The sequence below is a fragment of the Sphingopyxis sp. genome (assembly GCF_965279725.1).
Taxonomy (GTDB): Bacteria; Pseudomonadota; Alphaproteobacteria; order Sphingomonadales; family Sphingomonadaceae; genus Sphingopyxis.
In genome coordinates, this window is record NZ_CBDIIL010000002.1 from 629,075 (window position 1) to 642,586 (window position 13,512).

15 protein-coding genes are annotated in these 13,512 nt (G+C 64.7%); 5 read left to right on the plus strand and 10 right to left on the minus strand.

Going from position 1 to position 13,512, the window contains the following annotated elements:
* The first annotated feature begins 9 nt into the window (after positions 1 to 9).
* From ACQY6T_RS07545 to ACQY6T_RS07565, 5 genes are read left to right on the plus strand one after another with little or no spacing between them, the layout of a single operon-like run.
* On the plus strand, positions 10 to 909 hold the full coding sequence (locus tag ACQY6T_RS07545; protein WP_428629979.1) for a VOC family protein: 900 nt from the start codon (positions 10 to 12) through the stop codon (positions 907 to 909).
* Positions 902 to 1,660 (plus strand): SDR family NAD(P)-dependent oxidoreductase, encoded by a 759-nt coding sequence (locus ACQY6T_RS07550; RefSeq protein WP_428629981.1) that lies wholly within the window; start codon positions 902 to 904, stop codon positions 1,658 to 1,660. The genes ACQY6T_RS07545 and ACQY6T_RS07550 overlap by 8 nt, the downstream gene beginning before the upstream one ends.
* Positions 1,661 to 1,673: 13 nt before the next feature.
* Positions 1,674 to 2,501, plus strand: a complete 828-nt coding sequence (locus tag ACQY6T_RS07555) for an alpha/beta fold hydrolase (protein ID WP_428629983.1) — start codon at positions 1,674 to 1,676, stop codon at positions 2,499 to 2,501.
* Positions 2,502 to 2,524: 23 nt separating this feature from the next.
* On the plus strand, positions 2,525 to 4,135 hold the full coding sequence (locus ACQY6T_RS07560; RefSeq protein ID WP_428629985.1) for a long-chain fatty acid--CoA ligase: 1,611 nt from the start codon (positions 2,525 to 2,527) through the stop codon (positions 4,133 to 4,135).
* Positions 4,132 to 4,737, plus strand: a complete 606-nt coding sequence (locus ACQY6T_RS07565) for a TetR/AcrR family transcriptional regulator (RefSeq protein WP_428629987.1) — start codon at positions 4,132 to 4,134, stop codon at positions 4,735 to 4,737. The genes ACQY6T_RS07560 and ACQY6T_RS07565 overlap by 4 nt, the downstream gene beginning before the upstream one ends.
* Before the next feature lie 9 nt (positions 4,738 to 4,746).
* Here ACQY6T_RS07565 and ACQY6T_RS07570 read toward each other — a convergent pair whose 3' ends face one another.
* The 10 genes from ACQY6T_RS07570 to ACQY6T_RS07615 are packed head-to-tail and all read right to left on the minus strand — an operon-like array spanning position 4,747 to position 13,482.
* Positions 4,747 to 5,862 carry a hypothetical protein gene (locus ACQY6T_RS07570; protein ID WP_428629989.1) on the minus strand — a complete coding sequence of 372 codons (1,116 nt, stop codon included), beginning with the start codon at positions 5,860 to 5,862 and terminating at the stop codon, positions 4,747 to 4,749.
* A gap of 1 nt (position 5,863) precedes the next feature.
* Entirely contained in the window at positions 5,864 to 6,325 is a 462-nt protein-coding gene (locus ACQY6T_RS07575; RefSeq protein ID WP_428629991.1) for a hypothetical protein, read from the minus strand.
* Positions 6,322 to 7,335, minus strand: coding sequence for a phosphotransferase family protein (locus tag ACQY6T_RS07580; protein ID WP_428629993.1), 1,014 nt, complete (start codon positions 7,333 to 7,335; stop codon positions 6,322 to 6,324). The genes ACQY6T_RS07575 and ACQY6T_RS07580 overlap by 4 nt, the downstream gene beginning before the upstream one ends.
* A complete protein-coding gene (locus ACQY6T_RS07585; RefSeq protein WP_428629995.1) occupies positions 7,332 to 8,915 on the minus strand; it encodes an AMP-binding protein in 1,584 nt (527 codons plus the stop codon). The genes ACQY6T_RS07580 and ACQY6T_RS07585 overlap by 4 nt, the downstream gene beginning before the upstream one ends.
* A gap of 1 nt (position 8,916) precedes the next feature.
* Positions 8,917 to 9,690 (minus strand): SDR family NAD(P)-dependent oxidoreductase, encoded by a 774-nt coding sequence (locus tag ACQY6T_RS07590; protein WP_428629997.1) that lies wholly within the window; start codon positions 9,688 to 9,690, stop codon positions 8,917 to 8,919.
* Positions 9,690 to 10,094: a PaaI family thioesterase gene (locus ACQY6T_RS07595; protein WP_428629999.1), complete on the minus strand. Its 405-nt coding sequence runs from the start codon at positions 10,092 to 10,094 to the stop codon at positions 9,690 to 9,692. Before ACQY6T_RS07595 ends, ACQY6T_RS07590 begins: the two co-directional genes overlap by 1 nt.
* Entirely contained in the window at positions 10,091 to 10,903 is an 813-nt protein-coding gene (locus tag ACQY6T_RS07600) for an enoyl-CoA hydratase/isomerase family protein (protein ID WP_428630001.1), read from the minus strand. Before ACQY6T_RS07600 ends, ACQY6T_RS07595 begins: the two co-directional genes overlap by 4 nt.
* Positions 10,900 to 11,781 (minus strand): SDR family oxidoreductase, encoded by an 882-nt coding sequence (locus tag ACQY6T_RS07605; protein WP_428630003.1) that lies wholly within the window; start codon positions 11,779 to 11,781, stop codon positions 10,900 to 10,902. The genes ACQY6T_RS07600 and ACQY6T_RS07605 overlap by 4 nt, the downstream gene beginning before the upstream one ends.
* Positions 11,778 to 12,941, minus strand: coding sequence for an acyl-CoA dehydrogenase family protein (locus tag ACQY6T_RS07610; RefSeq protein ID WP_428630005.1), 1,164 nt, complete (start codon positions 12,939 to 12,941; stop codon positions 11,778 to 11,780). Before ACQY6T_RS07610 ends, ACQY6T_RS07605 begins: the two co-directional genes overlap by 4 nt.
* Positions 12,942 to 12,954: 13 nt before the next feature.
* Positions 12,955 to 13,482, minus strand: a complete 528-nt coding sequence (locus ACQY6T_RS07615) for a MarR family winged helix-turn-helix transcriptional regulator (protein WP_428630006.1) — start codon at positions 13,480 to 13,482, stop codon at positions 12,955 to 12,957.
* Positions 13,483 to 13,512 lie beyond the last annotated feature (30 nt).

Genomic DNA, 13,512 nt, shown 5'->3' on the forward strand with positions numbered 1-13,512 from the left:
AGCGGCCGCATGACCCATCCGATCCGCTATGCCCGGCTTGGCTATGCCAAGCTGCACGTCAGTGATTTGGCTGCCAGCTTGACCTATTATCGCGACATCGTCGGCCTCAGCGAAGGCGGGGGAGCCGATGGCGAAGTGTGGCTGCGATGCAGCGACAAGCCCTATGAGCTGATCCTCGAACAGGGCGCCGAACCAGGTCTCGCCGCGATCGGCTTCGAAGTCGAAAGCGCCGCCGAACTCGATCGCGCCTTCGCCCACGTCGCGGCGTGCGGCTATGCGCCCGCGTGGACGTCCTCCGACGCTGCCCCTGCCCAGCAGGTCATCGCAGCCTTTCGCTTCCGCAATCCCGACACCGGGCTGATGCTGGACTATTATTGCGGCCAGCATGTCGCCGCTCCGTTCGAAGCGAGTGTCGCCGATATCGTCCGCATGGGGCATGTCGTGATGAACGTCGCGAGCTATGCCAAGGCGCATAAATTCTGGGTCGAGGACTTGGGGTTCGAGATTTCGGATCATGTCCCGGGGCGGATCGCCTTTCTACGCTGCTGGCCCAACCCGCTGCATCACAGCCTTGCGTTGCTGGAGGGGCCGGAGGACGGGCTCAATCATCTTAATTTCATGGTCACCGACATCGACGATATCGGGCGCGCGACCAACCGGCTGAAAAAAGCCGATGTGCCGATCGTCTTCGGCCCGGGCCGCCACCTGCCGTCGACCAGCATTTTCCTCTATTTCCTCGACCCCGACGGAATGACCACCGAATATAGTTTCGGGATGGAGCTGTTCGACGAAGAAGACGCGCGGCCGCCGCGCGCGTTGGAGCCGAAACCCGAAGTTCTCGACACCTGGGGCAGCATTGCCGACCCGCGCTTTGGCAAGACCGGGAGGATTTTGCGTGCCGATGGCTGAGGGTAAACTTGCCTGCCGCGTCGCAATTGTAACCGGTGCCGGGCGCGGCATCGGCACGGCCATAGCGCAGCGCTTTCTCGACGATGGCGCAAGGGTGGTATTTTGCGACCTGACCGCCGAAACGGCCGAAAGCGTCCGCGCCAGCGCAGGCGCCGACGAACGGACGATGGCCTTCGGCGGCAATCTGGCGAAGGAAGGCGAGGCAGCCCGCCTGATCGCCGAAACGCTGGCGCGCTTCGGCAAGATCGACATTTTGGTCAACAATGCCGGCGGCGGCATTCTGCGCCCCTTTCTTGATCATACCCCCGAAACATTGGTCGAGACCATCGACCGCAATCTGTGGACCGCGATCTGGTGCAGTTGGCACGCGCTGCCGCATATGAAGGCGGCGGGTTTCGGGCGCGTCATCAATATCGGCGCCGATTCGGTGCGCAACGGGCTGGTCGATCATGCCGGCTACAACGCCGCCAAGGGCGGGATGCACGGGATGACCACCGGGCTCGCGCGTGATTTCGCGCGCGACGGGATCACCGTCAACACTGTCGCGCCTTGCGCGGTGCAGACGCAGCAACTCGAAGACGTCCGCGCCGTCAGTCCGGCGATGATCGATGAAGCACTGGCGATCATCCCGATGGGCCGCTTCGCCAGCGAGGCCGAAATCGCCTCGATGACCGCTTATCTTGCGACCGACGAAGCGGCGTTCGTGACCGGCCAGGTGATCAGCGTCAACGGCGGCACCACCATGTTATGAGAGGCTTGAAGGAATGACCGACAATCCCGAGATCGGCAAAAATATCCACGTCGACGGCATCGCGACCAATTATATCGAGGCCGGCGACGGGCCACCGCTGATCCTGATCCATGGGTCGGGGCCTGGGGTTACCGCCTATGCCAATTGGCGCGGGGTGATTCCGGAATTGGCCAAGCAGTTCCATTGCTATGCCCCCGATACGCTGGGGTTCGGCTACACCGATTTTCCCGACGATATCCCGCATTTCCAGATGGACCGCTGGGTGGCGCATCTGATCGGGTTCATGGATGCGCTCGGTATCGAAAAGGCGCATTTCGTCGGCAACAGCTATGGCGGTGCGTTGACACTGGCGCTTGCAACGCGGCATCCGGGGCGCGTCGACCATATTGTGCTGATGGGGTCGGCAGGGCTCGATTTCCCGATGAGCGACGGGCTCGACCAGGTGTGGGGCTACACGCCCTCGCTCGACAATATGCGCGACCTGATGCGGATATTCGCGCATAATCCGAACCTTGTGACCGAGGAAATCGTGCGCTCGCGGTACGAGGCGAGCATGCGGCCGGGCGCCCAGGAAAGTTTCGGTCGCCTGTTCCCCGAACCGCGCCAGCGCTGGCTGGCCGAACTCGCGGCGGGCGAGGACAATCTCGCCGCGATGCCGCACCGCACCCTCATCATCCACGGCCGCGAGGATGTGATCGTGCCGTTCAGCCGCTCGGTGCGCTTCCACGAACTGATCCCGAACAGCGATTTGCATGTCTTCGGCGGTTGCGGCCATTGGACACAGATCGAAAAGCGCGAGGCTTTTGTTGAATTGGTCGTCCCCTTCCTGCAATCGAGCTGAGCCACCAAAGGAAGACCCAAGCCATGCCCATGCTCCCCGGCCTGATGCAGGACGCGCCGCTCAGCATCATCGACATCCTGCGTTACGCCGCCGTCGCGCATGCGCGGCAGGAGATCGTGTCGCGCAACGTCGACGAGCCGCTGTGGCGTTATGACTATACCTCAGCGCTCGATCGCACAGCGCAAGCGGCGCATTGGCTGACCGGGCTGGGCATCGTCGCGGGCGACCGCATCAGTTCACTGGCGTGGAACACCCACCGCCATTTCGAGCTGTTCTTCGCGGTGCCAGGCATCGGCGCGGTGCTCCACACCGCCAACCCGCGCCTGCCCGACGAACATCTGATCTTCACGATCAACCATGCGGGCAGCCGGGTGTTGCTGCTCGACCGCAATATGGTCGAGATCGTCGAACGGATTCGGCCGCAGCTGACGAGCGTCGAGCATGTCGTGCTGCTGACCGATGCCGAGCGCACCCTGCCCGAATGGATAGGTTATGAGGCAGCGATCGCCGACCAGCCGACCAACTATGACTGGCCGGTGCCCGACGAGAATGGCGGGGCGTTCCTCTGTTACACGTCGGGTACGACCGGAGACCCCAAGGGGGTGCTTTATTCGCACCGGTCGGTCGTGCTGCACGGCTTCGCTGCCGGACTGAGCGGTGCCCTGGGATTCAGCGCTTTCGACGTCGTGATGCCGTGCCAGTCGCTTTATCACGCCACCGCCTGGGGTCTGCCCTTTGCCGGGGCGATGAACGGCGTGAAGTTTGTGTTCCCGTGCGACAAGTTCGACGGGGCCAGCCTGCAGGAGTTGATCCGCGACGAGTCCGTCACCTTCTCCGGCGGGGTGCCGACGATCTGGACGATGTACCTCGACCATCTCGCGCGCACGGGCGGCACGCCCGGCTCCTTGAAACGCGTCGTTATCGGCGGGTCGGCAGTGCCGCGCGATATGGCCGAGGCGTTCGAGACGCTGGGCGTCAAAGTCCAGCAAATCTGGGGCATGACCGAAACCAGCCCGCTCGGCGTCATCTCGACCCCGACGCCAGCCGTCGCCGCACTGGGGCAGGGCGAGGAGAATGAAATCATCTGGACGCGGCAGGGGCGGATGCAGTTCGGCATCGAGCTGCGCATCATCGACGATGCAGGCAAACCCCTGCCCCACGATGGCGAGCAATCGGGGGCGCTGCTGGTGCGCGGTCCATGGGTTCTCAAGCGCTATTACCGCGCCGAAGCGCCCGCGATTGACGCCGACGGCTGGTTCGACACCGGCGACATCTGCACGATCGATCCCTATGGCTTCATGCGGATCACCGACCGCAAGAAGGACGTGATCAAGTCGGGCGGCGAATGGATCAGCTCGATCGACCTGGAAAATGCCGCCGCGGGCTGTCCCGGGGTCAAGGTCGCCGCGGTCGCCGGGGTTTATCATCCCAAATGGGAAGAGCGACCCATCATGCTGATCGAGCGGCACGACGGCGCCGATGTCGGCGAGGAAACGATCCGCGCCCATCTGGCGGGGCATGTCGCCAAATGGTGGATGCCCGACCGCATCTTTTTCGAAAGTGTGCCGCTGACCGCGACGGGCAAGATCGACAAAAAGGTCATCCGCGACCGCCACGCCGACGCGCTGAAATGACCGCGACCCCGCGCCGCACCCAAGCCGAACGATCGCACGGCACACAAGCCAAGCTGGCGCAGGCGGCCTATGCGGTAATCGCCGCGCGCGGTCACACCGCGCTGCGCATGGCGGCAGTGGCCGAGGAGGCGGGCGTGTCGCAGGGCGCGTTGCTGCATCATTTTCCCGACAAGAATGCCCTTACCAAGGCGGCGATCCATCATGCGCTGGCAATGGCGGGGGTCGATAGCGAGCGTGCGCTCGCCAAGGCGCCGACCGATCCGACCAAGTTGCTGGACATGATGATTGCCGATTTTCGGTCATTCTTTTTCGGAGACTATTTCTGGGTCGCGCTAGGGATCACCCTCGACGCGAACCGCAATCCCGATCTGGCGGCGCAAATAGGCGAAGATGTCGGCGAACTGCGGCGACCGATTTATGCCGCATGGGCCGAAAAACTGGCGTCGGCTGGCTGGCAGCGCGGGTCAGTCGAGGAAATGGTGCGGTCGGCGGCGGCACTCATTTCGGGTTTGGCCGTCCGCAAGCTATGGGCGCCGCACGATGCGATTTCGGATCGCTTGATCGAAGATTGGCAAGTCGCGGCGCTGACGCGCGTCGCTTAGGAAGAGCGTTCAAATCGGTGGAAACGCCTGCACCTCGGGGTAGCGTGCATAGCCCTCACCCACTCCATATTCCATGATCCCCCAGCCGATGTTGTCGCCGTCGCGCACTTCGATGACATGGTCCGACAGCGTACGCAGCGCCGTGCGGTCTGCGGCCTTGTCGAGTTTCCATCGGCTGTGATCGGCGAACAACTTGCCCTTGTCATCGCCATGGAACCAGCCGTCGAGCCCTCCGTAGAGGCCGCCCTTGAGGAAATACCGCGCGGGCAAGGCGCGCACTTCAAGCTTGCGCCGACTGCCGTCGCTGAAAATCGGTTCGAGCGTCGCGCTTGCTACCGTCTGGCCCATCCCATCATTGGCCCAGTCGATGTCGTGCGTCATCGCGACCAGCCGCCTGGTGCCGCCAGAACGCTCGCCGACCGGCCGCACTTCCTCGCCCGTGATATAGATGGTGTCGCCCGGCGCACGTTCCTTCAGGAATAATTGCAGCCCATAGCCCTCAAACTGGACGGTGATCCACAGGAACAGGAACGGCGGGTAGAATGTCATCGGCAGATGGTCCGGATCGGTGCGCATTTCGGCGCGAATGCCCCAGCTATGGTCGCGCTGGCCCCACCAGCTCTCGGGCGTCACATCCCACCGCTCACCGTCGAGCGCGATCCAGCCGCGGTAACGCCCGAGTTGCTGCACCCGCGCCATATCTTCGGTCACTCGGCCCTTGCGACGGCGGAAATGCGCTTCTTCCTCGTGCGCGTTCATGCTCGCCAGAAAATCGAGGTCGAAAGTCAGGCCCGACGCATTCTCCGCAAGCGAGATATGATGATGGCGCAGACCCTCGACAACTTCGATCGCCAGCGGGCCGAGCGTCGTCTCCAGCGGATTGGGCCGCGCCTGGCGGCTGACGCGAAAATCGATCTGCTCGCCGCCGCGCGTGATGCCCGCAAAGGCATCCATCACATTGCGGTTGGGATGATAGCCGAGCCCGATGTCAAAAATCACATCGCCGCCGGGGATCGGATGGCCGGTGTACCACAGCCGCTCCATCCATGCCGGATCGCTCGATTGAACATGATCGAAGGTGGTCGTCGTCTGATGCCCGATCAGATCGTCCTGCGGGGTCAGCATGTCAGTGGTCCTTGTCGGTTTCGCGGCCGAGCGAAATTTCGGCGAACATCGGCCGCGCACTGGTCGTCAGCTCGTGCCGGATCTGGCGGGTGAGATAGGCGTCGATGGCGGACTGGATTGCGGGATGGGGCGACGGCTGAGCGGCGAGCCAGTCGATCAGGTCCGCCACCTGGCTGTCACCCAGATCGCGCGAGGCGATGTCGGGCGCCGCTGGTGCGGACACGATCGGCATGGCAGCGGGAAGGTCGGGAGCGGCCGCAATGGCATTGTGCAACGCCTGCAAAGCCGCGACCTGCTCGCCTAGAAACGCCGATGACCAGTCGCCGCGTAGTTTCAGGCTCTCCAGCATGAAAATCACGCCATACGCCTGTCCGCGCGCGAATTCGCCGTCCATCGCGGGGATGACATCGCGGCGCAGCACCTCGACCATGCCGTCGATCAGCCGGGCAAAGCTGTTGTTCATGCCGCCACCAGCAATTTTTCGATCTGGCGCAAGGTCGGCGCGATCTGCGTCGCCATCGCGGGCATCCGCATGTCGCGAAAGCCGTTGCGCTCAAAGGCGTAGGCGGCGGCGATATGGGTGACCGCGAGCTTCAGCAGCGAAAAGAGGGTGTAATAATGGATGCTCGCCGGATCGACCTTGGCGCCGGTCTTCGTCTCATGCCGCGCATAAAGGTCTTCGCGCGATACGAGTTTGGACATCAGCGCGGTGCCGCCGCGATATTGCGGCAGGCAGGTCCACGCCAGATCCTCATGCGGATCGCCAAGATGGACGAGCTCCCAGTCGAGGATCGCGGTAATCTGGCCATCGACCTCAAGGAAATTGCCGAGCCGATAATCGCCATGGATGATGCTGAGGCGCGGCGCGACCGGCGGATTGGCACGCAGCCAGCCGATCAGCTTGTGCAGCATCGGATGCGGCCGTAACGCCCAGCGGCGATAGCCCGCCTCCCAGCGATCAACCTCGCGCAGTGCGGCGTTGTTCATCGTCAGCCCCTCGCCAAAGCGCGCGAGCGGGCCTCCCTGCCAGTCGATCGCGTGGAGTGCGCCCAAGGCGTCGGCGAACTGTGCACCCAGCGTAGCACGGGCGTTTGCGGACAAGCCATCGTCATCGCCCCAAGGGATCGGTGTCGATCCGCGCGCTTTGTCGACGATCAGAAAGGGGCCGCCCAATATGCCGCTATCGTCAGACCAGTAATGCGGTCGTGGTGCCGCAACCGCCGAGCCCTGCACTGCGGCGAGCGCGGCATATTCGGGTTCGGCGCTATAGGGCGCGTAGAGGCCGTTGCTCGGGCCGATGCGCAGGATCAGCTCTTGCACCGTCCCCGCCGATTGCAGCGTGAAGGCATAGGTGATCCATGAAAAGCCCGATGGAAACTGGACCATATCGCCGACACGCGGCGCGGCGATGCCCTGCCTGGAAAACCAGCGTTCGAGCAGCGCGGGCAATTCAGTGGCTGATGCAACGCTCAATCCTCGCTCTCCGCCAGCAGCTTGCGCAGCGCCGCTTTTTGCACCTTGCCGGTCGGCGTTTGCGGCAGCGCATCGAGGAACAGCACTTGTTTCGGCACCTTGTAGCCAGCAATCAACGTCCGGCAGTGCGCGATGATCGCGGCTTCGGTCAGCGCCGCCGCTGGATCGACGATCACCGCCGCCGTCACCCGCTCGCCCCATTTCGGATCGGGCAGGCCGACGACGCCGCACTGACGGATACCCGGCAGCTTGCCGAGTGCGCCCTCTACCTCGGCCGAATAGATATTCTCGCCGCCGCTGATGATCATGTCCTTGGCCCGGTCGACGATGGTCAGATAGCCCGCCGCGTCCATCCGCCCGAGATCGCCGGTGCGGTACCAACCGTCGCGCCACGTTTCGGCGGTGGCGTCGGGGCGGCCGAGATAGCCCGCAAAGGCCATCGGCGTGCGCGCCTCGACTTCACCGACCGTACCGGCGGGCAAGACATTGGCGTCACCATCGACGATGCGCAGTACGCATAACGGCAGCGCGCGGCCGCACGAGGCCAGGATCGACGCGTCATCGGTGAAATGATCCTCGGGGCGCAGCAGAGTGACGAAGTTCGCCTCGGTCGTTCCATAGGCCTGCGACAGCGCGCAGCCGATTTCTTGCCGCGCGCGCAGCAGCAAATTCGCGCCAATCGGCGAACCAAAATAGATGATCGAACGCAGCGCCGCGAAGGCCTCTGGCGAGGCGCGCGGATGGTCGAGCAACAACTGGATCGCCGCGGGGACCATGGGGGCGACGCTAACACGGTCGCGTGCGATTGCGTCGATGCACAGGTCGGGGTCGAACTGCGGCACCGTGCTGATCGCCGTCCCATTGACCAGCGCGTAAAGACACAGCCAGCTGCCGCCCAGATGGAAATTCGGCATCGCCATCAGCATGACGTCGCCCGCCGTCCAAGTCAGCGCGGGTTCGAGCGCGGTGCACAGGAAGGACCAGCCGAAATTGCCCTGCGATGTCGCGACCCCCTTCGGCAGACCGGTGGTACCCGAGGTGAACGAAACGAGCGCGATTTCGTCGGGCGAAACCTGACGCACGACAGGCGCCGGGTCGCCGTCGGCGAGCCAGGCTTCATAAGCGTCGGGCACGCCGCCGAACACCACGAGCGGGAAGGCATCCGCGCAACCGGCGCGGACCTGCGCAAAGATGTCGGCAAATTCGGCGCTGACGACGACTAGCGCGGGCGTGGCATTACCAACGATCTGGACGAGTTCGGCGACCGCACAACGCCAGTTGAACGGCGCAAGGGCGCATCCGGCCTTGCTGGCGCCGAGCCACAGTTCCCAGAATTCGAGCGCATTCTTGCCGAAATAACCGACCAGCGAACCCGGCCCCGCGCCCTGCGCGGCGAGCTGGTTCGCGATGCGATTGCTGCGCTCGTCGAGTGCAGCATAAGTGCGCCGCCGGTCACCGTCGATCAGCGCGATGGCATCAGGGGTTTCGCGAGCCCAATGCGGCGCGATGTCGGCGATGTTGCGGATCGCGTCGAAACGCCAGCTGGCGAGCTGAGGGTCGGAGAGGCTGGGATTTTCCATTTCAGGCCACCGATATGCCGCCGTTGATACTGATCGCCTGGCCCGTGATGCGGCGTGCGGCCGGGCTGGCGAGGAAGAGCGCCATCGCCGCAAGATCGCCGGCGTCGGCGACGCCGAGATGCGCTTGCGACGCGGCTTTCTGGAACAGTTTGGCGGCAAAGGGGCTGCTGTCGATCAGCGCCGCGCCAGGGGTGTCGGCGATCAGCGACGGGGTGAGCAGGTTGATGCGGATGCCGCACCGCTTTTCCTCCAGCGCGGCCGCCCGGGCGAACTGAATGATACATCCCATTGCCGCGCCGACAAGGGTTTCGCCCGGGGTCGCGACCTTCGCGGCGTCCGATGCGACGGTGATGATCGTGCCGCCGCCCGCCGCGCGCATTGCGGGCAAGACGGCGGTCATCATGTGCAGCGGCGGCCGGGCGATCTCATCGATCCGCGGCATGATTTCGACGATGGGGATTTCGTGCAGCAATTGCGGTGCATGGCTGGGGCCGGTGGTGCACATCAGCACGTCGATCGCGCCAAGGGTGGCGCGCACGTCGGCTTCGGCGCGGACGGCATCATCGGCGTCGGCGGCGTCGACGCGAACGAAGGAAACCGACGCCCCGGGAACGCGCGCTAGCAGCCGGGCGCAAGCGGCTGCGCCCCGCGCGTCGTCGCGGCCCAATATGACCACCCGTGATCCAGCTTCGGCAAACTGCGCGGCGGCTTCAAACCCGACGCCCGCCGTCCCGCCGAGGATGGCGACGCCGCATTCCGAGAGCGGCTTTTCCATCACGCCGTTTTGCTCGCATTGCGATAGATGCCCGACGTGCGCGCAACCGGCGCACCGTCGGCGGTGATGATGGCTTGGGTGAACACCAGGGTGCGAGTCTGCTTGGGACAGACCACCTCGGCCTCGACCCACGTACCCGGCCCGACCGGCGCCATGAAATCGACCGTCAGGCTGATCGTCGCGCGGTGCGCGTCATAAGCTTCGGGGCCGACCGCGCTGATCTGCATGTCGGCAAAGGTCGCCATCGCGCCGCCATGCAGCCCGCCGACCGGGTTCAGATGCTGCGGCCCGACCCGGAACCCGATCTTGTGTTCGGGCAAGTTGACATAGGCCGGGCCGAAGCTGTCGTTATGCCCGCAATCGAGCACCAGCAGTTCGAACCCGTCAGGCACCGCGCCCGTCACAGCGCGGAGGCATTCTTGCCGACCCGGCCGCGATCCTGTTTCGCCAGAAACTCCTCCGATCGGCGAACCAGCTCGGGATTTCCGCCGCAAAGCGCATAGCCGAACAGACATTCGACCTTGAGCTGTTCATCGAGCGTGCGCCCGATCACCTCGAAGATCGTTTCCTTCGCCGACTCTACCGCGCGGCGATCGTTGCGCAATATCCGCGCCGCCATATCCTCGGCCGCCGCCATCAATTCGTCGTGCGGCACGACCTTCGACACCATGTTGCACGCCAGCGCGCGCTGCGCGTCGATCGGTTCGCCGGTCAGCTCCATCTCGAGCGCGATGCCGACGCCGCAGACATTGACCAGCCGAACGATGCCGCCGTCTGCGGGGTGCATGCCGCGCCGCAGTTCGAACGATCCGAACTGTGCACGCTCGGAAGCGATGCGGATGTCGCACGCCATCGCGAGTTCGAGCCCGCCGCCGAGCACCCAGCCGTTGCACGCCGCGATGATCGGTTTGTAGATGCGGTGCAGCCCGCGCGTGATGCCGCCGGCGAAACCATCGTCGAGCTTGTCGCGCCCCAGCGACGGCCCAACCCCATCCCATTCCGGCACATGGGTGCGCAGGTCGGCGCCCGCCGAAAAGGCATCGCCCGCGCCGGTGATGATCGCGACGCGCAGATCGTCATCGTCGCGAAAATCGGTCCAGATTTCGCGCAGCAGCACATGCACATCGACGTCGATAGCGTTCTTCACCTCGGGCCGGTTGAGGGTGATATAGGCGATTGGGCCGCGCTTTTCGTATAAGACTTTCTGGGTCATGGCTTGTCCTTGGCAGCGAGGATGGCGGGCGGCGCAGCGCGGTGAAAACCGTCGAACGGCTGGTTCTTGTCCGAAGGCGCGAGCGGGCCCCAGACGCGCCGCGCATTGGGCGCGCCGCCGTCGACGCGGATCGTCGTGCCGGTGATGAACGCCGCGGCGGGCGACAGCAGAAAGACGATCGCCGCCGACACTTCAGCTTCGGACCCAAAGCGCTGAAGCGGAATTTCGCGCGCGATATCGTTCTGGATATAGGGGGTGTCGGCGTCGTCATAGGTGTCGAGCCCACTTGATGCGATGGCGCCGGGCGCGATGCAGTTGACGCGGACATTGGCCGCCGCCCATTCGCTGGCCGCGCTTTCGCTCAGGGTCAGCATCCCGCCGCGCGACGCGCCCGAATGCGCGTAGTTCGGCCAGCCGTTTTCGATGTCGGCGATCATATTGACGATCGCCCCGCCATGCGCCTCCATCCAGCGCACATAGGCTTCGCGCATGACGATGAAACCGCCGGTCAGGTTGGTGCGCACCACTGCCTCGAACCCGCGCGTCGTGATGTCGCGCAGCGGCGCGCGATACTGGCCGCCGGCATTGTTGAACAATCCGTCGATCTTGCCGTGCGCGGCAAGAACCGTGTCGACCATCGCGATCACCTGATCCTCTTCGCGGATGTCGCAGACATGGGTCGAGGCTTTGCCCCCATCGGCGATGATCTCAGCCTGCACGGCATCGAGCTTCTCCGCCTTTCGCCCGACGAGCGCGACGGTGGCGCCGAGCGATGCGAGTTCGTGTGCGGTACAGCGCCCGATGCCGCTGCCGCCGCCAGTGACGACGACGACCTGGCCGTCGAACAAACCGGAGCGGAAGACCGATGCGTAGTTCATGCCGCTGCCGCCTGCCGCTTGGGATCGGCAGCGCGGCCGACGCGGGCTCGCGCGACGATCAGTTTCATAATCTGGGCGGTGCCGTCGCCGATCTCCAGCCCCATCACATCGCGCATGCGTTGCTGGTGCGGCAGGTCCATCGACCAGCCATAATGGCCAAAGGTCAGCAAGCACTGGTGAATGACATCGAACGCGGTGCGCGGCCCGAACCATTTGATCATCGCCGCCTCGACCGTATGCGGCTGTCCCGCATCGCGCAGCGCGAGAGCGTGGTAGGCAAGCTGGCGCGCCGCCGCGATCTGGGTCTCGCCTTCGACGAGCGGAAAAGTCACGCCCTGATATTGCGCGATCGGCCCGCCGAATGCTTCGCGCTCAGCGGAGTAGGCCCAGGCCTCGTCGATCGACGCCTGCGCCGCGCCGATGCATTGCAGCGCGATCAGGGCGCGGCTGAAATCGAACCCGGCCATGACCTCGGTAAAGCCGCGCCCTTCGGCGCCGAGCCGATGTGACGCGGAGATGCGGACGCCGTCAAAGAACACCGACCCGCGACCCGAGGCATGGCTGCCGACATCGCGATAGCGGGTGGTCGACAGGCCGTCGGCGGTCGCAGGGACCAGAAAAGCAGTGACGCCGCTCGACCCCGTCCCCTCGCCCAGCCGCGCGAATACGATGTAGGCGCTGGCCTGCCCGGCAAAGCTGGTCGACGCCTTTTCACCGTCGAGAACATAATCGTCGCCATCCTTGCGCGCGCGCAGCCGCAGCGCGGTGGCGTCGGAGCCTGCGCGCGGTTCGGTGATCGACAAGGCAAAAGTCGCCTCGCCGCGGCAAACGCGGGGCAGCCAGTCGGCTTTCAGCTCCTCTGCCCCGTTGCGTGCGACGATCGTGCCGCACAGCGACTGGACGACCGCGAGCGCCGATACGTTGAAATCGCCATAGGCCAGTTCCTCGGCGATAATCCCGGCCGTCACCGCGCTGGCGCCCATCCCGCCATATTGCTCGGGCAGGTCGATGCCGATCAGCCCCATCGCGCCCATTTCCTGTACCAGCCCCGGTTCGAAAGCGGCGTCGATCTCGCGCTGCAGATAGCGCGGCAACAGCCGTTCGCGGGCGAAGCGCCGGGCTGCGTCCTGCAGAGCCAGTTGGTCGTCGGTGAACATCATGCGTCAGATTCTCTCATGCACTGGGTCTGGGTTCGAAGGCGTCGCGGTCGAAGGACAGGATCGCTTTGCGCAGCAAGGCCGCAAGCTGGGCAAATTCATCGGGGTTCAGTCCGGCAAAGGCCTGCTCCATCGGTCCGACAAAATCGTGCAGTCCGCTTTGCACATGCGCTCGCCCGCCGGTTGTAATCCGCACACTGTGGCGGCGCGCATCGTTGGGATCGCTGATCCGTTCGACGAGGGCGTCGCGCGACAGCGCATCGACGATCTGGCTCATATGTGCGCGACTTGCCCCGATCAGTTCGCTCAGCTTGGCGGGCGACGCTTCACCGCCTTGCTCCGCCATCAGCAGGCAGAGCGCGTGAAACGAGCTTTCGGACAGGCCCATCTGGCGGAACACTGGTTCGAAATACTGCCCCAGACCGACGACGCAAATGCGCAACAACCGCACCATGATCGTCTCGTCCATCGGCAGGTCGGGGAGCGCAGCGGCCATCGGCGCCACGCTCTTGTCCACTGCCGCCAGCCGCTCTGCTCCACGCATTCCATCAACCTTCCAACTCTGAGGCGTATT

Bases quoted from the DNA above. Each gene is read 5' to 3' on its own strand.
- ACQY6T_RS07545 (WP_428629979.1), top strand. From the start codon at position 10: ATGACCCATCCGATCCGCTATGCCCGGCTTGGCTATGCCAAGCTGCAC.
- ACQY6T_RS07550 (WP_428629981.1), top strand. From the start codon at position 902: ATGGCTGAGGGTAAACTTGCCTGCCGCGTCGCAATTGTAACCGGTGCC.
- ACQY6T_RS07555 (WP_428629983.1), top strand. From the start codon at position 1,674: ATGACCGACAATCCCGAGATCGGCAAAAATATCCACGTCGACGGCATC.
- ACQY6T_RS07560 (WP_428629985.1), top strand. From the start codon at position 2,525: ATGCCCATGCTCCCCGGCCTGATGCAGGACGCGCCGCTCAGCATCATC.
- ACQY6T_RS07565 (WP_428629987.1), top strand. From the start codon at position 4,132: ATGACCGCGACCCCGCGCCGCACCCAAGCCGAACGATCGCACGGCACA.
- ACQY6T_RS07570 (WP_428629989.1), bottom strand. From the start codon at position 5,862: ATGCTGACCCCGCAGGACGATCTGATCGGGCATCAGACGACGACCACC.
- ACQY6T_RS07575 (WP_428629991.1), bottom strand. From the start codon at position 6,325: ATGAACAACAGCTTTGCCCGGCTGATCGACGGCATGGTCGAGGTGCTG.
- ACQY6T_RS07585 (WP_428629995.1), bottom strand. From the start codon at position 8,915: ATGGAAAATCCCAGCCTCTCCGACCCTCAGCTCGCCAGCTGGCGTTTC.
- ACQY6T_RS07590 (WP_428629997.1), bottom strand. From the start codon at position 9,690: ATGGAAAAGCCGCTCTCGGAATGCGGCGTCGCCATCCTCGGCGGGACG.
- ACQY6T_RS07600 (WP_428630001.1), bottom strand. From the start codon at position 10,903: ATGACCCAGAAAGTCTTATACGAAAAGCGCGGCCCAATCGCCTATATC.
- ACQY6T_RS07605 (WP_428630003.1), bottom strand. From the start codon at position 11,781: ATGAACTACGCATCGGTCTTCCGCTCCGGTTTGTTCGACGGCCAGGTC.
- ACQY6T_RS07610 (WP_428630005.1), bottom strand. From the start codon at position 12,941: ATGATGTTCACCGACGACCAACTGGCTCTGCAGGACGCAGCCCGGCGC.
- ACQY6T_RS07615 (WP_428630006.1), bottom strand. From the start codon at position 13,482: ATGCGTGGAGCAGAGCGGCTGGCGGCAGTGGACAAGAGCGTGGCGCCG.